The following is a 20,563-nucleotide window of genomic DNA, read 5'->3' on the forward strand; positions in this document are numbered from 1 at the left end:
ATCATAAATCGTGAATCAAAAATATAAGATCATATTATCAGGAGGCGGCACAGGAGGACATATTTATCCTGCCATTGCCATTGCAAATGAGCTGAAGTCTCGTTTTCCAGATGCCGATTTTCTATTTGTGGGAGCGAAAGACAGAATGGAAATGGAAAAAGTACCACAGTCGGGATACGATATTAAGGGACTTTGGATTTCTGGAATTCAGCGTAAGCTAAGTTTAAAAAATCTGGTGTTTCCTTTTAAGTTATTGAGTAGTCTTTGGAATGCACGAAAAATAGTAAAATCGTTTAGACCAGATGTTGCAATTGGAACAGGAGGTTTTGCTAGTGGGCCATTATTATATATGGCAGCATTAAATAAAATTCCAAGTTTGATACAAGAACAGAACTCGTATCCTGGAATTACTAATAAGTTGTTGTCTAAAAAAACACAAAAAATATGTGTGGCCTATGATGGTTTAGAGCGTTTCTTTCCAAATGAAAAAATTATTAAAACAGGAAACCCGGTACGTCAGGATTTATTAGATATAGATAGTAAAACAGTAGAAGCTAAAGAGTTCTTTAATCTAAAGCATGGAAAGTATACACTTTTGGTTTTGGGAGGTAGTTTAGGAGCTAGAAGAGTAAATGAGTTGATCGAGAATAAATTGGATTTTTTGGACACGCAAAACGTTCAAATTATATGGCAATGTGGAAAGCTATATTACCAGCAGTACAAAATTTATAGTAACACAAATAATGTACAGGTTTATGAGTTTCTAAATAATATGGATTTTGCTTACGCGGCGGCGGATATTGTAATATCCAGAGCAGGAGCAAGCTCGGTTTCTGAGTTATGTGTTGTAGGCAAGCCGGTGATTTTCATTCCGTCTCCAAACGTAGCTGAAGATCACCAAACAAAAAATGCGATGGCGATTGTGAATAATGATTCGGCTATGATAATTAAAGAAGCGGATTTAGATGTGGATTTTGAAAACAAGTTCTCGCAACTTATGGCATCGCCTGAAAAGCAAAAAGAACTGGGAACCAACATTAAGAAAATGGCATTGGTAAATGCTACGAATCAAATAGTAGATGAAGTAGAAAAACTTCTGAAGAGTAATAAATAAAAATAGATCCCTGTCGTAGTTTATCTAGAGCGAAGACGAAAGACAGGAATAATAAAATGAATTTAAATAACATACATAATATTTATTTTATTGGTATTGGAGGTATCGGGATGAGTGCTTTAGCTCGTTATTTTCATGCTAATAATAAAAGTGTTGCAGGGTATGATAAAACTCAAACTGAAATAACAGATGGTTTAGTGGCTCTGGGTATTGCCGTTCATTTTGAAGATTCAGTCGATAATATTCCTGCACCTTTTTTGAATATTGAAAAAACTTTAGTTGTATATACGCCAGCAATTCCTAAGGGTCATTTAGAATTAACGTATTTTAATACCAACGCATATCAGGTTTTAAAGCGCTCTCAAGCTTTAGGATTGATAACAGAACACACTTTTTGTTTAGCAGTTGCGGGTACTCACGGAAAAACGACTACAACAAGTATTTTAGGGCATTTGATGAACGAATGTCATGTGCCTTTAACAGCTTTTCTAGGAGGCATCAGTGAAAATTATAATTCTAATTTAATACTAAATGGAACCGAAGTTTCGGTGGTCGAAGCAGATGAGTTTGATCGTTCTTTTTTGACGTTGTCTCCAGATATGGCATGTGTCACATCAATGGATGCAGACCATTTAGACATTTATGGCACCCCTTCGGAGTTAAAAAAATCATTTGAAGATTTTTCAAAAAGGCTAAAATCTAACGGAAAATTATTTGTTAGAAATGGATTACCGTTACAAGGTATTACTTATGGTATAGAAGATGATTCAGATTACGCCATTCATAATATAAAAATAGAAAACGGTACTTATGTTTTTGATGTAAAAACCCCAAAAACAGTACTTAAAGGTTTACAGTTTAACTTACCGGGTAGGCACAATCTGTTGAATGCACTAATAGCTTTGGCGATGGCTATAGAATATGGTTGCTCTTATCAGCAACTTACTAAAGCTTTAGTGAGTTATAAAGGTGTTAAACGGAGGTTTACATATCATATAAAAACGGATAATCTGGTTTTTATTGATGACTATGCACATCATCCAGAAGAAATTAATGCGGTTCATCAAGCTGTTAGGGAAATGTATCCTGATAAAAAAGTATTGGCCATTTTTCAACCGCATTTGTATAGCAGAACACGTGATTTTATAGATGATTTTGCTAAAAGTTTATCACAGTTTGATGAATTGATATTGTTAGATATTTACCCAGCCAGAGAGTTGCCTATTGAAGGGGTGACTTCAGCTTGGCTATTAAATAAAATAAATAATGAAAATAAACAGTTGATAAACAAAGAGGAGTTGTTATCAGCTATACATAATAGTCATGCGCAAATTGTATTAACAATTGGCGCAGGTGACATAGGAGAACAAGTAAAACGTATTAAAAAAGAATTCAGCATTGCGGGTTAATTGGAATTACATAAGAATGTTTGTTTTATTGGTGTTAGTAGGATTTTTATTCGCTTTTGCATCACAAAGAAATGGGGTTAGAAAGATATCAGTCCCTCAAGTACAGTTTATTGGGGAAAATAACCTTTTTGTTACAAATGAGACTGTTAGTAAATTGTTAATACAAAAATATGGTGGCGTTAAAAATGTACCCAAAGAAACTTTAGATTTGAATGAGCTAGAGAATGCCCTAAAATCTAATCCAATGATAAAAGCGGCAGAAGTGTATGTTGCTGTAAACGGGACACTTAATGCTGAAATAGAACAAAAAACACCTATAGCACGAGTGAGTACAAATGCGTCTTATTATATTGATGACGAAGGTTCCTACATGCCATTGTCTACCAATTATTCGGCGAGGGTGCCACTAGTTACTGGTTATGTAGAAAAAAATAATTTAAGGAGTATTTATAAAATTGCAAGTAAAATTACTCATGATGAATTCTTAAAAAAGAATGTTATTGAGATTCATCAAAGTATTGATAAAGCTATTTATTTAAAATTAAGACAATGCAACTTTACGGTACAATTAGGCGATGTGGATTTTTTAGATAAGAAGATTAATAATTTAAAAGCATTCTATCAAAAAAAACTAAAAGAGAAAACACTTAATAATTATAGTAAAATCAATTTGCAGTTTGACAATCAAGTAATATGTACCAAAATATAAGCCATGGAGCATAATTTAGCAGTAGGATTAGACATAGGAACCACAAAGATTGTGGCCATGATTGGTCGTAAAAATGAATATGGAAAAGTAGAAATTTTAGGAATAGGTAAATCTAAAAGTTTAGGTGTGCACCGTGGTGTCGTAAATAATATTACGCAAACAATTCAATCTATACAGCAAGCTGTTCAAGAAGCAGAAGTTTCTGCTGAAATGAAAATTGGTGGTGTTACTGTTGGGATTGCCGGACAACATATTAGAAGTTTACAACACAGTGATTATATAACAAGACCCAATTCAGAGCATGTTATAGACGAAGAAGATATTGACAGATTAATAAACCAAGTGCATAAGCTGGTCATGCTTCCCGGAGAAGAAATTATTCATGTATTGCCTCAAGAATATAAAGTAGATGGTCAAGCTGAAATTAAGGAGCCCATAGGGATGTATGGAGGCCGTTTAGAGGCTAATTTTCATGTAGTTGTTGGTCAGGTATCTTCTATTAGAAATATTGGACGTTGTGTGCAAAGTGCTGGTTTAAATTTAGAAGGTATCACATTGGAGCCATTAGCTTCTGCAAATGCAGTTTTAAGTCAAGAAGAAAAAGAAGCTGGTGTCGCCCTTATTGATATTGGGGGAGGAACAACAGATCTAGCCATTTTTAGAGATGGTATCATTCGTCATACTGCAGTGATTCCTTTTGGAGGTAATGTGATTACGGAAGATATAAAAGAAGGTTGCTCTATTATTGAAAAGCAAGCTGAATTATTAAAGATAAAATTTGGTTCTGCGTGGCCAGGAGAAAATAAGGATAATGAAATAGTATCTATACCAGGTTTAAGAGGTAGAGAGCCCAAAGAAATTACATTAAAGAATCTCTCAAAAATAATTCATGCACGTGTTGTCGAAATTGTAGAACAAGTATATGTTGAAATTAAAAATTACGGGCACGAAGAACAAAAGAAAAAGTTAATTGCAGGTATCGTCTTAACGGGCGGTGGTAGTCAGTTAAAACATTTAAAACAATTAGTAGAGTATATAACAGGAATGGATACTAGAATAGGGTATCCCAATGAACATTTAGCGGGAGATAGTGATGATGATATTACAAGTCCGTTGTATGCAACAGCAGTAGGACTGGTTTTAGATGGTTTAAAACGTCAAGAAAGAAAGAAGTTAGAACAAAATGAGGTGGATCTTGAAAATGAAGAAGAAAACCCAATTGAAGAAACTAAAGAGCAACCAGTAAAGGAACGTCGTTCCTTTTTAGATAAGTTAACCGAACGTGTTAAAGATTTTTTAGATAACGCGGAGTAAGAAGCATAATAAAATTGTCAATAGATAATTTTAGTGAAGTTGCCAGATGGCACAGAGACGATATAATCCATTGAATTAAAAAATAAAGTATAAAACCCTCAATAAATAGAATTTATGAGCAGCAAAGAAGAATTCGAAAGCATTGCATTTGATTTGCCTAAAAATCAGTCAAATGTTATTAAAGTTATTGGTGTTGGAGGAGGAGGCAGCAACGCCATTAATCACATGTTCCAACAAGGTATTAAAGGTGTTGATTTTTACATCTGTAATACCGATGCACAAGCACTTCAAAATAGTGGTGTCCCAAACAAAATCCAATTAGGACTCAACCTAACAGAAGGATTAGGTGCAGGGGCAAATCCAGATATAGGAGAACAATCGGCCGTTGAGAGTTTTGATGATATTTCTCAAATGTTGGATTCCAATACTAAAATGGTGTTTATAACTGCTGGCATGGGTGGTGGTACAGGAACAGGAGCTGCTCCCATTATTGCTAAAATGGCTAAAGAATTAGACATTTTAACAGTAGGTATAGTCACTATGCCATTTCAATTTGAAGGGAGAATGCGTATTGAACAATCTCAAAAGGGGATTGAAAAGTTAAGAGATGTTGTAGATTCTTTAATTGTAATAAATAACAATAAACTTCGTGAGGTTTATGGAAATCTTGGTTTTAAAGCAGGATTCTCTAAAGCAGATGAAGTGTTATCAACCGCTGCTCGTGGTATAGCTGAAGTTATTACACACCACTACACACAAAATATTGATTTACGTGATGCTAAAACAGTATTGAGTAATAGTGGAACTGCTATTATGGGATCTGCTTTGGCTTCAGGTCAAAATCGTGCTCAAGATGCTATTCGAAAAGCTTTAGATTCTCCATTACTAAACGATAATAAAATTACAGGTGCCAAAAATGTATTGTTATTGATCGTTTCGGGCTCTCACGAAATTACTATCGATGAAATAGGGGAAATCAATGATCATATTCAAACTGAAGCCGGTCATGGTGCAAATATTATTATGGGTGTTGGAGAAGATGAAGCGTTAGAAGAATCAATAGCAGTAACTATTATTGCTACTGGTTTTAATCTTGAACAACAAGACGAAATTTCTAATACCGAAACTAAAAAAGTAGTGCACTCGCTTAGCGAAGATCAAGATTTAAATCCAAAAGAAAAAGAACCCGTAATTATTGCTCCGGTAATCGAACTGGAAGAGAAGAAGGAAGTGCCAATTGTTCGTCATACTTTAGATTTAGAAACTGAAGAAGAGGAAAATATTAATTTTGAAAAACGTTCAATTAATAAACAAAAACCAGTTGAGCCAACTGAAAATATAGATTTAATACCAACATCAGAAATTATTAAAAATATCAATGTAGTATATGATGAGGTTGCGGCTAATATTGAAGAAGATGAAGATTTTATTATTAAGCCAGTTACAAGGATGTCTGATGATGTTGAAGATATTACTGATGTAGAAATTATTTCAGATTATATTGAAGAAGAGCAACAAATTACTTTGACCTTTGATTTGCCACTTTCGTCAAATAATGAAGAAACTGAAGAAGATGAAGACGTTATTTCTCATCAGTTAATGGATGATGACATAAAAAAAATACCAGTAAATGATTATGTAGAACTTATTCCGGTTACAGAAACTAATGAAGATGGAGATATTCGTTATGCGCTGGATGATTATGTTGAGCTTGAGTCTTCAATGAATAAAAAGCAACCTGCATCTAATGAAGTTGTGGAAGAAGTGGATAACGATATGGTGTTTGAAAAAAAGATCACGCATGAGGAGTCTACTTTAAAGGAAGAAGCTACTGAAGAAATAGACCCTATGAATAGCCCTATTTCTGAGCTGCTTAAGGAGCGCGCAGAAGAACGCAGACTCAAAATGAAGGACTTTAATTATAAATTCAACAATGCAAAAATCGATGATATAGAAAAGGTGCCTGCATATAAACGTCAAGGTGTTAACTTAGATGAAGCTAAGCATTCTTCAGAAACAGATATGTCTAGAACCAGTATTGGGACAGATGATAATGATGATATACAATTAAGAAGCAATAATTCGTTTTTACACGATAACGTAGATTAATATCAATTTGAGTATAAAATGTCGCATGTCGTCTCGTTTACCCAATCAAGTTGAGCACAGGCTTTTAAAACCTAAATGCCTTGTTCATAAATTCCGTAGTAATGCTATGCAATCTAATCACAGCGTTTTTAGATTTTAAAATAACATTGTCTTTAATACCACATTTTATAATCAAATTGGTATAAACAGTACACTGGCCTTACTTTGTTATGAACCCGAAAAGTTTCCCTCAGCTTTTCGGGTTTTTTAATCAATTGAAAGTTTGTCATTCCCTCGAAGGAGAGAATCTTTTTTTTCTTCGTACTTCCCACTTCCTCCTTCCAACTTTTTTATATCTTCGCACTTAAATAGAATTATAATGAGTTTACAACAAGATGTCATGTCAGCTTTAAAAGAAGCCATGAAAGCTAAAGATCAAACAGCTTTAACGGCTTTACGTGCCGTGAAATCTGCAATTTTGTTAGCACAAACTGAAAGCGGTGCAAAGGAAGATTTAACGGAAGAACAAGAGCTTAAAATACTTCAAAAACAAGTAAAACAGCGAAGAGATAGCGCTGCTATTTATATAGAACAAGGACGCGAAGATTTAGCCGCTCCAGAATTAGCAGAAGCAGAGGTTATTGCACAATTTTTACCAGAAGCTTTAACAGATGAAGAAATTGAGAAAGTAGTTGTTATGACTATTGATCGAATTGGAGCAGAAGGCATGAAAGATATGGGTAAGGTCATGGGTATGGTTAGTAAAGAATTAGCTGGACAAGCGGACGGTAAAACAATTTCTAATATTGTACGACAAAAATTAAGTTAACAATTATAAGATTCCTGCTAGAGTTTATCTTGAGCGAAGTCGAAAGACGGGAATGTAATGGCTGCGTAGTTCAACTGGATAGAATATCAGATTTCGGCTCTGAGGGTTGGGGGTTCGAATCCCTTCGCGGTCACTGAAACTAAATGTTTTTTAGTAGCAAAACCATGTAATTCTTATGAATTGCATGGTTTTCAGGTTTTTAGGAGTACATTAAATATGATAGCAATTGGTCCTGTTGCATCTGTAATATTTTGGATCTATTTTTAGATGATAATAAAAAACTTTAAAAATGTAAGTGCCTGAAAAGCAGTATGATTTTTTTTATTGTCATGGTCAAAATTTATCCTACTTTGAAGATCGGAGTTTTTATATTGACTGTGTTGTTTAGGGTATTATCAGTTGCCTATATTTTTCTTTAAAAGCTGCTCCAAAATTATTCGAGCTTAAAAAAATTGTTGCTAAAATCTATGTCACTATAATAATAGAAAGAAAAGTAAGAGGCGATATGAAAGTATTATGAGAGAAGTTTAGTAAAAAAAATAAAATATTGGAAAAAGCAAATACAAATTTAGATTATACTATATTAAATAGAATCCGTTAGTCTAAATCGCTAGTAAATAATAACAAAATATCTTGATTTTAAGCAAAACGTTAAGTACATTTCGATAACAGATTACAAAAGACTACCATAAACAAAAGATATTAATAAAATTTACTTAATATTGTTTTGTAATAAATGCTACAATTAAAACTTTTTTATATTCTCTTTAATGATATTAAGGTCTTATAGCGATAAAGAACTTCTTGAGCAGATTGCACTTGGTAATTCAAAGGCATTTAAGGAACTACATGAAATGTACGCTAGTAAAATGTTTTTGTACGCTTTTAATGTTATAAAAAACAAAGAAGCCTGTGAAGACATCATCCAAAATATCTTTATTGATTTTTGGTCAAAACGAAAAGAGGCGAAAATAATTAATATCAAAGCCTATTTATTTAGAGCAGTAAAATACCAGATATTTAATTATTTTAGAGATCAAAAGTTTACAAAAGAAGATATTACAAGACTGAATATTGTTGATTTATCGGTTAATACTTCCAAAAAAATGGAGTACGATGAACTTAAAAAAGCTATACATGATTCAGTTAATAAATTGCCTAAACGCTGTAAAGAGATTTTCGAATTAAGTAGATATCAATATAAATCGAATAAAGAAATCTCTGAAGATTTAAAAATCTCAATGCAAGCCGTTAAAAATCAAATCTCAAAAGCATTAAAATTTATAAAGAAAGACCTTCAAGATGAAGAACACCTTTTTTATTTCATTTGTATCTCATCAAATCAAGACCATTTTATTTAATAAACGTGCTATTTGTTATTTGATATAGTATAGGTCTATAATATGAAAATATTCAAAATTCACTAGTTCACATTAAAAAGGATAAGTACAGGGTTTTATGTGCTTTGATGTTTTTTTTATAAAAAAACTGTTTTTAACGTGTACCAAGTAGTAAGTTTTGTTACTTACTATTATCTACCCAAAATTTATTAAAACGTTTATTACAAAAAATAATGAATATAAAACAAGCAAAAAAGCTTTTTACTAAATACATTAATGATGAATGTTCTATTGAAGAAATTCAGTTATTAGAAGCATTTTTAGATTCCTATCAAGATAAAAATAATATTTGGACTGAGTTAAAAATGGGAAAAGAAAACGTGTTCAAAATAGAATCATGGTCAAGAATAGAATCTCAAATTAATAAAGCCCAGAAGAAAAAAGGAAACCTGTTCAGACCTTATTTAAAATATGTAGCAGCGGCAGTTCTTATAGGTATCCTAGCTACCAGCTATTTTATTAGAGATAAATTTGTAAATAATGATATAGAAAACACAACTCCAACAATAGTAAATACTAATATTATAGTACCTGGTACAGACAAGGCTACACTTACCTTAGAAGATGGTTCTCAAGTAGCTTTAGGGAAAGGTTCATCTTTTCAAACACAAAATGCCAGCAGTAATGGAGAGGAAATTATTTATGAAGTAGCGAAACAAAATGCAAAAGAGGTTGTATATAATTATCTAACCATTCCACGAGGTGGTCAGTTTTTTGTAAAACTATCGGATGGTACTAAGGTGTGGCTTAATTCAGAATCGCAATTAAAATTCCCCGTGAGTTTTATTGATGGAGAAACTCGTAATGTTGAATTAGTATATGGAGAAGCATATTTTGATGTGTCATCTAGTTCAGAACACAAAGGGTCAAAATTCAAAGTATTTAACCAATCTCAAGAAATAGAAGTATTCGGAACCGAGTTCAATATAAAAGCATATAAAGATGAGACTAATGTCTATACCACTTTAGTTGAAGGGAAAATAGAAGTTAACACATCAATAGATAAACAATTATTGGTTCCAAATCAGCAGTCAAACGTTGATGTTATAAATAATAAATTATCAGTAGCAGTAGTAGATATAAACACTGAGATTTCTTGGAAAAACGGTGTTTTCATTTTTAAAGAAAAACCATTAAAAAATATAATGAAAGTAATATCTAGATGGTATGATATAGATGTGGTTTTTGTAAATAAAGAACTTGAAGATATTAGATTTAAAGGAGTCTTAGGAAAAGATCAAAACATTGAAGAAATTTTATCAGCAATAAAAACTTTAAGTATAATTAAAGACTATAAAATTAAAGACAAGACAATAATTTTAAAGTAGGACGGAAAGGTTACAGATTGAAAATGTCTTAACATTTTTTATGAAATGGCCAACTTGCACAATGCATGAACTATAGAAAATAAAGTTTAATAATAAACACCAAGAACTATATGAAATAACAACAACTCTAAAAAAAAAGTAAAGGGAACAGAGTTTAGACCGTGGAAAGTATTAGACTTTATCCCCTTTGTAGTCACTAATTAATTAAATGTTTAACTAACTAATAACAAAACAAATTTATGGAAATTAAATTAAAAAATAAATCTCTCTATTTTAGAAAGAAACTACTACTAATTATTATGAGAACCTTTGTTTTCTTATGCTGTATAACAGCCTTTGGCTTTACGCCAAGTGACGTGTTATCACAAAACACTAAAATAAAAATAGATATAGATAATACTTTAACAGTAGATGAAGTCTTTGATCTAATTATGGAACAAACAGACTATAAATTCATTTATCAAGAAGGGATATTTAAAGATTTCCCAAGAGTAAAAGTAAAAAAGGGAATCGTATCAGCAAATAAATTATTACAAAAGAGTTTGTCAAGTGGCAATTTCAATGTTGTACTTTCTTCTAATAATACAGTTGTTGTAAAAGAAAGAAGAAAGCAAAGCATCATTAAGGAGCAAGGCATTCAAGTATCGGGTGTTGTTATTGATGGTAATGGGCAACCACTTCCAGGAGCTAATATTCTTGAAAAAGGAACAAAAAATGGTACGCAATCCAATTTTGACGGTAATTTTTCTTTAAAAATAACGAATGACAATGCTATACTTGTAGTGTCTTATTTAGGTTTTGAAAGACAAGAGGTTACTATTGGTAATCAAACCAACATAACTGTAGTCTTGAAAGAAGATGCTGCAAGTTTGGATGAGGTTGTCGTTGTTGGGTACGGAACTGTTAAAAAAAGTGATCTTACAGGAGCTGTAGGAACTATTAAAGAAGAAGAAATACAAAAACAGCAGGTAACTAGAATAGACCAAGCATTACAAGGTAGGCTTTCGGGAGTTCAAGTATCTTCAATAGGAGGAGCACCAGGATCAGGCACTACGATTAGAATACGTGGAGGAAATTCTATTAACGCGGGCAACGAACCTCTATATGTTGTAGATGGGTTTATTGGCGGAGGAGACTTAAACACCATAAACCCTGCAGATATTAAATCTATCGAAGTTCTAAAAGATGCTAGTTCTACAGCCATTTATGGTTCTAGGGGATCCAACGGGGTGGTATTGATTACCACTAAAAGAGGAAAACTAAATTCTGTGCCTCAAGTGACTTATGATACCAACATAACAATTAGTAACCCTGTAAAAAAATTGGATTTACTTAGTGGTAGAGAATATGCAGAATTTAGAAATGAATATGCTATTTATAATGGGGTAGATCCTGCAAATGTTCCATTTTCTGATCTCAACGATATTGCAGATACTAATTGGCAAGACATAATGTTTACAACTGGAGTTGTTCATAACAATAATCTAAGTGTCACCAATGGAACAGAGACTTCTAATTATTATCTAGGCTTAAATTATTTGAATGACGAAGGGATTATAATTGGCTCTGGATTTAAAAGGTATCAATTACGATTTAATATTGATCAACACTTAGGCAACGCATTTAAAATTGGGGCATCCCTAACGGCGGCACGTACAAATAGAGATAATCGTAACGCATCTGGTTATGGCATATTGCCAACAGCTCCAGTATACAATGACGATGGAAGCTTTTTTAGTGAGAACCAATTGAATGGATTTCCTTTCAACAATCCTCTAGCATTAGAAAAATTGACATTAAATGAAACCACTGGAAATAGAATACTTGGAAATATTTATGCTCAGGTAAACCTTTTAAAGGGATTAACATTTAAATCAACTTTCGGTTTTGATTTATATACAACTAAAAATAATACCTATAGTTCTATAGATTTGCCTTCCAATGCTTTTAATAATACAGGAGGTATTGCAAGTGTAAATACAGGTTTTTCTACAACTATTCAAAATGAAAATACATTAAATTACGATCATACATTTAACGATGACCATAATATAAATGTTTTAGCAGGATACACCTATCAGAATTTTAAATTTGAAGGGCTAAATGCAGGAACCCGTGGCTTCTCTAATGATGTGAGTTTGTTTAACGCTTTAGAAAATGGTGATCAGGCTCAACACTCTATAAATTCTAACGAAAGTAGTTGGACTTTGCTTTCGGCTCTTTTTAGGGTTAACTATTCCTATAAAGGAAAATATTTATTGACCTTATCCGGAAGAAATGATGGATCTTCAAGATTAGCTGAGGGGAATCAATGGCAATTCTTCCCATCAGTAGCCATAGGTTGGAGATTATCTGACGAGGCTTTTATAAAAGATTTAGATGTTTTTGATAACCTAAAATTAAGAGTGTCTTATGGTAAGTCTGGAAGTCAGTCCATTAATCCTTATGCAACTTTAGCTAGCTTACAGTCTGGTTCAACACTTATTGGTGGGAATGAAGTCACCACATTTATCCCTGGAGGTTCAGCCAATTCATCATTAGGATGGGAAGTTACAGATCAATATAATATAGGTTTAGAAGCTAGCTTTTTTAATAGAGGACTTAATGTAGAGATAGATTATTATAGTAAAGAAACCACAGACTTATTACTTGGTAGAGAGTTGCCTTTTCAAACAGGATTTGGATCACGTTTGGAGAATGTTGGGTCACTTGAAAATAAAGGGATTGAGTTTAATATAAATGCAAGAATAATTCGTAACGAAAACTTTAATTGGCAATCTACACTTACCCTTGCTTCAAATAAGAACAAAGTCACCAATTTAGCAGGAAAAGACTTTTTAGGAAATGGGACAGGATCAAGGCTTATTGTTGGTGAATCTGTAGGTACATTTTTTGGAGCCAAATATTTAGGTGTATGGCAAGATGGCGATGCTGGAATAGCAGGACATTTACCAGGAGATCCTAAGTTTGAAGATTTAGATGATAATGGGATAATAAATGTGGAAGATGGTCAAATAATTGGTAATGCTATTCCCGATTTTTATGGAGGAATAAACAATATATTTACTTATAAAGATTTTACTCTAACTATGTTTTTTGACTTTAGTCAAGGAAATGATATTTATGACTTGGCCGGTAGGGAATTTAACACTGGGTTTACTACCAATGTGTATGGTAAATATAGAAACCGTTGGACACCGCAGAATACTGGCTCAAATATTCCGAGAGCAGGAAGTAATTTTACCAATTTTTTTGACAGTTATGCACAGCAGAGTGATTTGGTAGTATCTGATGGTTCTTATTTAAGGTTAAAAACTCTTAACCTGCAATATGATATTCCGCTTGAAAGTAAGATTCTTAAAAGTTTAGCAGTTTACGCTACGGGAACTAATTTATTTACCCTTACTAAGTATGATGGTTTTACACCAGATGTAAACAGTGCAGGTACTAGCGCTACACGTAGAGGCTTCGATAGTAATGTTTATCCGCAAAGCAGATCTTTTACATTAGGACTTAGAGCAACATTTTAATTTAAAGAACATAGAAGTTATGAAAATAAATAATTTAATAATCATATTATTATTTGCATCATTTATTACGGGATGTAGTACTGATATTTTAAAAGAGGAACCAACAGGATTCATTGCGCCATCACAATTTTTTAATACTGAACAAGAGGTTGAAGCAGCACTGTTTGGAGTGTATAATTTCTTGCATAATGAAAATATAAATGATAATTTTTGGTTACTAATAGGAGATTTAGGTACGGACATAGGGGTTACCAGATCTATAGGTCGATTTAATACGGGACAGTTTTATGAAATGGATACTCCAGACGGTCGATTTACTACCTTATATAGAGATCACTACCAGGCTATTGGGGCAGCAAATACAGTTGTGCAAAGAGTTTCAGAATCTGATAACTTCACACAAGGTTTTAAAGATGAGGTTGTAGGTGAAGCCAAATATTTAAGAGCATATTATTACTTTAAACTCACTTTATTATGGGGTGATGTACCGATGTGGTTAAACGAATTAAATTTAGACGAAGTAGAAACCTTGGGGCGTACACCTCTTGAAGAAGTACGTGCTCAAATAATTCAAGACTTAACTGATGCGGCAAATTCCTTACCCCCAACACGTGATGCTGGAAATTTAGGAAGAGTTACAACATGGGCAGCAAAGGCATTACTTGCCAGAGTTTATCTATTTGGAAATGATTGGCAAAATGCTTTGAGTACTGCTAATGATGTTATTTTAAACTCGGGTCATTCATTAATCCCGAGCGTTGAAGATCTTTTCGATTTTAATAACAAGTTTAACAGCGAACTAATACATGTTATTCCAAAGCTAACGGACATAAAAGGATCTAATGTGCATTCGTTCTCATCAGCACGTGGTTTTGATGAGGCCGTTTTAGTAGATTTTAGTAATGGTATAGCTGCAATAAGACCTGATGGTGAAGAAGTACTACAGGCAGGTGGTATAGGCGGACTCTTTCAAGGTTGGGGCATTTACCAGACCATCGCAGAGAATTATGATAGCTATGAGGCTGGTGATACTCGTAAAGCATTATGGTGGCATGATTTTATGCTAACAGATGGTACCACAATCACAATGACTGGAGGAAGCTCTGGTAGTGGAGGGTATTACAATAGGAAATTTTTAGCATTCGATGAAACACCAAATAACGGTAGTAGAGATATTCCTGTTACACGATTAGGTGAAATGTATTTAATAGCAGCAGAAGCAGAAAACGAAATTAATGGACCAACTGCAGCAGCATATGCATCAATTAATGAAATTAGAAGACGTGCCTTTGGTGATAATGCTCATGATGTACCAGCAGCGCTTTCTAAAGAGGCATTTAGCCAGGCTATAATTGATGAGAACAGATTCGAACTTGGCGGAGAAGGTTTAAGAAAATGGTATTTAATTCACTGGGGGTTTGATGCATTAAATGCAGCTGTTCAGTTTGCCTCTGGGTCTAATCCTACAGCAGCAACCAATATTAAATCGCACCACGTATTATTTAGGATACCAGAAGAAGAGATTGTTAAAAACCCCAATTTGGCGCCTAATAATCCAGGATATAATTAATTACTATTGTTCAAATGAAAGTTTTTTTTTGAGTTAGTTTTTTTAAGAACTTGCGGGGAAACATCTCCCTGCAAGTTTATTTTGTTTCAGTTGGAAAACAACAAGCATAATTTTTTGTAAGCTGTTAGTTATTAATAAGTACTTCAGAATAATTAACTCAAAGTTTAAAAAAACATGATTGCATGTAAAAGAATATTTAGGATATCCTTTTAATTATTCTTTGCAGGTAATTTTTATTAAATATATAATTAAAAACATCTTATTTATAAATGTTGGTCTCTAACTTAACTTTCGAATATTATAAAAGATTGCAGTTACATATTATTTTGTTTTTGCTTTTTGGGGTTCTGTTTAGTTGTATATCCAATGATAAAAATTCTAAGAGTAAACTTTCTAATACGAAAAAACAATTCACATTGCTGGATTCGCAAAGTACAGGAATTCATTTTACAAATGAGATTCAAGAAAATGCACAAAATTTCATAGATGTTTTTAATTACGCCTATAATGGAGGCGGGGTAGCTATAGGGGATATTAATAACGATAATCTTCCCGATATCTATTTTACCGGTAATCAAGTTGCTGATAAATTATACTTAAATAAGGGGCATCTTGAATTTGAGGATATCAGTAAAAAATCTGGGATAAATAAAAGTCAAGGTTGGCGAAATGGAGTGTCTATGGTAGACATAAATCATGATGGCTACCTCGATATTTATATTTGCCGAGGAGGATGGAATGATGCTCCAAAAGATAGAAAAAACCTATTGTTTATAAATAATGGGAATCTTGGTTTTACAGAACAGGCATCAAAATATGGCTTAGATGATGATGGGTATTCTACCCAAGCCGCATTTTTTGATTTTGATAATGACAATGATCTCGATCTGTACCTAACAAACAGACCTTCGTCCTTCTTTATACCAATAGATGCTTACCTTAATCAAAAAGAACTATCTCGAGATGTACATCGAGATAAATTGTATATAAATGCCAATGGAAATTTTACTGAAATTGGCAAACAAGCAGGCCTCAAATCCAATTATGGCTATGGGCTGGGTGTCGTTACTGCAGATATAAATAAAGATGGCTATACGGATATCTATGTTACTAACGACTTCGCCGAAAACGATTACCTTTATTTGAATAATGGAGATGGAACAGTAACCGAGAGTATTAAAAAATTTACACAGCATAATTCTTTCTATGCTATGGGCGTTGATATAGCCGATATAAACAATGACGGTTATGAAGATGTTCTGGTCAGTGAAATGTTGCCATCAGACTACAAACGCTCAAAGACTACAATGGCACCTATGAACAGGGCCGGGTACCAATATTTATTAGACAAGGGGTTTCATAGACAGTATATGCACAACACCCTTCAGTTGAATCATCAAGGAAAACATCTTAGTGATATCGCTGAGTATGCAACACTAGATAAAACAGATTGGAGCTGGGCATGTCTTATGGAAGATTTTGACAATGATGGCTATCGTGATGTTTTTGTAGCCAATGGGATAAAAAGAGATGTCTATGATCGAGACGTAAAACCCAAAATGATACAATTGGTAAACGCCAATAAAAAAAAGTATAAAACCCAGCAAGAGTTAACCAATGCCATTGCCAAAGATATAATTAACCTATATGGTTCCAATAAACTTCCTAATCGTATATTCAAAAACACGAACGGGCTTAAATTTAAAAGTGTTAATGAGCCGTGGGGAATAGAGAAACCCTCTTTGTCAAATGGAGCAGCTACTGCCGATTTAGATAATGATGGGGATCTTGATCTGGTTATCAACAATATAGATGATGAGGCACATGTTTATCGCAACAACCAAAATAATACGAATAAATTCATTCAAATAAGTTTAAACGGGCCAAAAAAAAATAAAACAGGATTAGGTGCTAAAATCTCCCTTTTTATTGGAGACGCACTTCAGTTTTTTGAAATGAAAACAACCAGAGGCTTTCTTTCTTCAGTAGAGCCATTGGCTCATTTTGGTCTTGGTGATATACAAAGGGTTGATTCTTTAAAAGTACAATGGACAGATGGTAAGGTCACTACCTTGAGGGATATCAAAGCCAATCAAAGAATTACCATTGCATATTCAGATGCTATAGAATCAATTACCAAAGAAAAGGAGATAAAAACTATTTTTGAAGATCAGACGGCTCAACGTTTCAAGAAACCTTTCATCCATATCGAGAATGAATTTGATGATTATACTATACAGCCGTTGCTGCCCCATAAATTATCACATAAAGGCCCCTTTATTTCTATAGGGGATGTTAATAATGATAAACTCGATGATTTTTTCGTAGGAGGGCCAAAAGGGCAGCCAGGAACTGTTTACATACAAAATATAAAAGGAGAATTTATTCCCGTTTATTCAAAGGCATTATTCAAAGATAAAGAATATGAAGACATGGGCTCAGCATTTTTTGATGCCGATAATGATGGTGATGTGGACTTATATATAGTTAGCGGTGGTTACGAATTTGAGATGAGAAAAGAATTGTATCAAGATCGTTTGTATATAAATGATGGCAAAGGGGGCTTTTCAAAAGGAACCTTACCAAGAATGGATTTTGTGGGAAGCTGTGTAACTCCTTTAGATTATGATCAGGATGGAGATAAAGATCTTTTTGTAGGGGGACACGCTATTCCGGGAGCCTATCCTTTTAGTGAAAACAGTGCATTATTGGAAAATACTAATGGTTCTTTTGAAAATGTCTTTTTCCCTAAGGCGACTGATTTTAAAGAGCTAGGTTTGGTTAATACAGCTTTGGTCATAGATATTGAAAATGATGGGGCAGAAGAACTGGTGGTGGCTGGTGAATGGGCACCTATACATGTGTTTAGCTATGATGGTACTGAAATGCGGAATGTTTCAAATAAATACATACCTGAAAAAACCAATGGATGGTGGAATACCTTGGTGTCAACAGATATAGATAATGATGGTGATATTGATATTATAGCAGGGAATTTAGGTGAGAACTATAAATATAAGGCATCGCAAGAAAAACCATTCCATATTTATGCAGGGGATTATGATCGTAACAATACTATTGATATATTTCTTGCCAAATATGATAAAAACAGGCAGGTGCCTGTACGCGGTAAAGATTGTGCCACCGAACAATTGCCCAGTATATCGAAAAGATTTAAAACCTATGCCGAATTTGCCAATGCCGATATCTTTCAGGTAATTAATGCGCCATTTAATTCTACGCGTAAACACCTTGAAGCCTATATGTTCAACAGTGTGCTTTTTTTGAATAAAAATGGTGAATTCATGGCGCAAACCCTTCCAGCAGAAGCTCAGTTGTCTACCCTTAATGGAATTGCTGTCTATGATTTTGATGCGGATGGATATATGGATGTTATTGGAGGAGGCAATAATTTTGATGTAGAAATAGAAACAACCCGGGCAGATGCATCTATAGGTTTTCTATTACAACATAAAAAGAGAGATACATTACCACATTTCGAATTTTATCCTAGCAGTGGTATTTCATTACCCTATAACATAAAAGATATAAAGCCAATAAAGCTTGGTACACAAGAGGCGTTTGGCTTTTTGGCAAGTAGTAATAACGATACCCTGAGACTATTTTCAGCACATAAATTAAAATAATACATGAACCATTTAAAGAAAACATTGACCTATAGTATAGTCATATTATTAACCTTGATATCATGCAAGGAAAAAACAACAATAAAAAAAGAACCTGTAAGCGAACAAAACCCCAATATCGTTTATATTCTAGCAGACGATTTAGGCTATGGCGAATTGGGATGCTATGGGCAAACCAAAATACATACACCCAATATTGATGCTTTAGCGAAGCATGGTGTAAAATTTACCCAGCATTATTCAGGCTCTCCAGTTTGTGCACCTTCAAGGTATAGCCTGTTGACAGGTTTACATACTGGACATGGATATATAAGAGGAAATGATGAGTGGACACAACGAGGCGACGTTTGGGATTATGAGAAGGCAGTTCACGATACTGGTCTGGAAGGACAGCGCCCTATTCCAGATAGTACATACACGATTGGTAAAATGCTTCAGAATGCAGGCTATAAAACAGCATTGGTAGGGAAATGGGGATTAGGAGCTCCGAATACAGGAGGCGTTGCTACCAAACAGGGTTTTGATTTTTTTTATGGATATAACTGTCAACGACAAGCACATAATCTATATCCAAAACATCTATGGAAAAACGAAGAAAAGATTTGGTTGAACAATGAACTGGTTCCCTCTCATTCTAGCTTAGAAGAAGGAGCAGATCCCAATAAGGAAGAAAGTTATGCCAGATTTTCCCAAAAAGAATATGCTCCAACTCTGATGTTAGATGAAGCTTTAGGATTTATGGATGAAAATAAAGAAAATCCGTTTTTCCTATATTTTGCGTCCCCACTTACCCATGTACCTCTTCAAGCACCCAAAGAATATGTAGACAAGTATCGAAAAGAATTTGGAGAAGAGCTCCCCTATACAGGAGGAGGAAATTATTTTCCAAATCAATACCCAAGAGCTACCTATGCGGCTATGGTTACTTATCTTGATGACCAAGTAGGTCAATTGGTCTCTAGACTTAAAGAATTAGGATTATATGATAACACATTGATTATATTCTCAAGTGATAATGGGCCTACATTTAACGGGGGTTCCGATTCTAATTTCTTTGATAGTGCACGGCCGTTTTCCAGTGAAAACGGAAAAGGGAAATGCTTTGTGTATGAAGGAGGGATTAGAGTGCCCATGATTGCCAGTTGGCCAGATAGAATAAAGCCAGGTACAGTAAACGACCATATTTCCGCCCAATGGGATATATTCCCTACACTTGCTGAAATAGTGGGTAATAAGAATAAAAAAATAGAAACTATAGATGGTATTAGTTTATTACCCTCTTTATTAGGAAAGAAACAGCAAAAAGAGCATAAATATTTATATTGGGAGTTTACAAATTATGGCGGACAACAAGCAATACGTAAAGGGGATTGGAAAGCTATAAGAAAGGATATAAACGATGGAAGTGCGGTTCTAGAACTTTATAATTTAAATGTAGACAATGAAACTGAAAATGTAGCATCTCAACATCCCGAAGTTATAAAAGAAATGGAAGCCTTATTAAAAGAGGCTCATGTAGAGGCCGTTAATGATCGCTTTAAATTTGAGCAATTGGGTGAGAAAAAATTAGCTAAAATGGAAGAAATTAAAGGAGAGATTAAATAATTTACAATGCTACTGTTAGA

At 33.8% G+C, this 20,563-nt stretch carries 12 protein-coding genes and 1 tRNA gene; all 13 read left to right on the top strand.

What is annotated here, in order from left to right; genetic code table 11:
• The first annotated feature begins 7 nt into the window (after positions 1-7).
• The 13 genes from murG to Q4Q47_RS13090 all read left to right on the top strand — a co-directional run bounded on the left by murG (position 8) and on the right by Q4Q47_RS13090 (position 20,543).
• Positions 8-1,114 carry an undecaprenyldiphospho-muramoylpentapeptide beta-N-acetylglucosaminyltransferase gene (gene murG / locus Q4Q47_RS13030; protein ID WP_303308473.1) on the top strand — a complete coding sequence of 369 codons (1,107 nt, stop codon included), beginning with the start codon at positions 8-10 and terminating at the stop codon, positions 1,112-1,114.
• Positions 1,115-1,170: 56 nt separating this feature from the next.
• Positions 1,171-2,523 carry a UDP-N-acetylmuramate--L-alanine ligase gene (gene murC, locus Q4Q47_RS13035; RefSeq protein ID WP_303307089.1) on the top strand — a complete coding sequence of 451 codons (1,353 nt, stop codon included), beginning with the start codon at positions 1,171-1,173 and terminating at the stop codon, positions 2,521-2,523.
• Positions 2,524-2,539: 16 nt separating this feature from the next.
• The gene (locus Q4Q47_RS13040) at positions 2,540-3,232 is read left to right on the top strand and encodes a cell division protein FtsQ/DivIB (protein WP_331497726.1); all 693 of its coding nucleotides are present in this window, start codon (positions 2,540-2,542) and stop codon (positions 3,230-3,232) included.
• Between the two features lie 3 nt (positions 3,233-3,235).
• Positions 3,236-4,546, top strand: coding sequence for a cell division protein FtsA (ftsA, locus tag Q4Q47_RS13045; protein ID WP_303307091.1), 1,311 nt, complete (start codon positions 3,236-3,238; stop codon positions 4,544-4,546).
• Positions 4,547-4,660: 114 nt separating this feature from the next.
• Positions 4,661-6,655, top strand: a complete 1,995-nt coding sequence (ftsZ, locus tag Q4Q47_RS13050) for a cell division protein FtsZ (RefSeq protein ID WP_303307092.1) — start codon at positions 4,661-4,663, stop codon at positions 6,653-6,655.
• 358 nt (positions 6,656-7,013) lie between these two features.
• Positions 7,014-7,463 carry a GatB/YqeY domain-containing protein gene (locus Q4Q47_RS13055; RefSeq protein WP_303307093.1) on the top strand — a complete coding sequence of 150 codons (450 nt, stop codon included), beginning with the start codon at positions 7,014-7,016 and terminating at the stop codon, positions 7,461-7,463.
• A gap of 59 nt (positions 7,464-7,522) precedes the next feature.
• Positions 7,523-7,596: transfer RNA gene (locus Q4Q47_RS13060), tRNA-Arg, on the top strand.
• Between the two features lie 637 nt (positions 7,597-8,233).
• The gene (locus tag Q4Q47_RS13065) at positions 8,234-8,824 is read left to right on the top strand and encodes an RNA polymerase sigma-70 factor (protein ID WP_303307094.1); all 591 of its coding nucleotides are present in this window, start codon (positions 8,234-8,236) and stop codon (positions 8,822-8,824) included.
• Positions 8,825-9,036: 212 nt separating this feature from the next.
• Positions 9,037-10,191, top strand: a complete 1,155-nt coding sequence (locus tag Q4Q47_RS13070; protein ID WP_303307095.1) for a FecR family protein — start codon at positions 9,037-9,039, stop codon at positions 10,189-10,191.
• Positions 10,192-10,430: 239 nt separating this feature from the next.
• Positions 10,431-13,721, top strand: a complete 3,291-nt coding sequence (locus Q4Q47_RS13075; RefSeq protein ID WP_303307096.1) for a SusC/RagA family TonB-linked outer membrane protein — start codon at positions 10,431-10,433, stop codon at positions 13,719-13,721.
• Positions 13,722-13,740: 19 nt separating this feature from the next.
• Positions 13,741-15,291, top strand: coding sequence for a RagB/SusD family nutrient uptake outer membrane protein (locus tag Q4Q47_RS13080; protein WP_303307097.1), 1,551 nt, complete (start codon positions 13,741-13,743; stop codon positions 15,289-15,291).
• Positions 15,292-15,707: 416 nt separating this feature from the next.
• Entirely contained in the window at positions 15,708-18,938 is a 3,231-nt protein-coding gene (locus Q4Q47_RS13085) for a VCBS repeat-containing protein (protein WP_303307098.1), read from the top strand.
• A 3-nt stretch (positions 18,939-18,941) separates the two neighbouring features.
• A complete protein-coding gene (locus tag Q4Q47_RS13090; protein ID WP_303307099.1) occupies positions 18,942-20,543 on the top strand; it encodes an arylsulfatase in 1,602 nt (533 codons plus the stop codon).
• Positions 20,544-20,563: the final 20 nt, after the last annotated feature.

Origin of the sequence: Flavivirga spongiicola (assembly GCF_030540825.1) — a bacterium.
Lineage (GTDB): Bacteria > Bacteroidota > Bacteroidia > Flavobacteriales > Flavobacteriaceae > Flavivirga > Flavivirga spongiicola.

Bases quoted from the DNA above. Each gene is read 5' to 3' on its own strand.
- murC (WP_303307089.1), top strand. From the start codon at position 1,171: ATGAATTTAAATAACATACATAATATTTATTTTATTGGTATTGGAGGT.
- Q4Q47_RS13040 (WP_331497726.1), top strand. From the start codon at position 2,540: ATGTTTGTTTTATTGGTGTTAGTAGGATTTTTATTCGCTTTTGCATCA.
- ftsA (WP_303307091.1), top strand. From the start codon at position 3,236: ATGGAGCATAATTTAGCAGTAGGATTAGACATAGGAACCACAAAGATT.
- ftsZ (WP_303307092.1), top strand. From the start codon at position 4,661: ATGAGCAGCAAAGAAGAATTCGAAAGCATTGCATTTGATTTGCCTAAA.
- Q4Q47_RS13055 (WP_303307093.1), top strand. From the start codon at position 7,014: ATGAGTTTACAACAAGATGTCATGTCAGCTTTAAAAGAAGCCATGAAA.
- Q4Q47_RS13065 (WP_303307094.1), top strand. From the start codon at position 8,234: ATGATATTAAGGTCTTATAGCGATAAAGAACTTCTTGAGCAGATTGCA.
- Q4Q47_RS13070 (WP_303307095.1), top strand. From the start codon at position 9,037: ATGAATATAAAACAAGCAAAAAAGCTTTTTACTAAATACATTAATGAT.
- Q4Q47_RS13075 (WP_303307096.1), top strand. From the start codon at position 10,431: ATGGAAATTAAATTAAAAAATAAATCTCTCTATTTTAGAAAGAAACTA.
- Q4Q47_RS13080 (WP_303307097.1), top strand. From the start codon at position 13,741: ATGAAAATAAATAATTTAATAATCATATTATTATTTGCATCATTTATT.
- Q4Q47_RS13090 (WP_303307099.1), top strand. From the start codon at position 18,942: ATGAACCATTTAAAGAAAACATTGACCTATAGTATAGTCATATTATTA.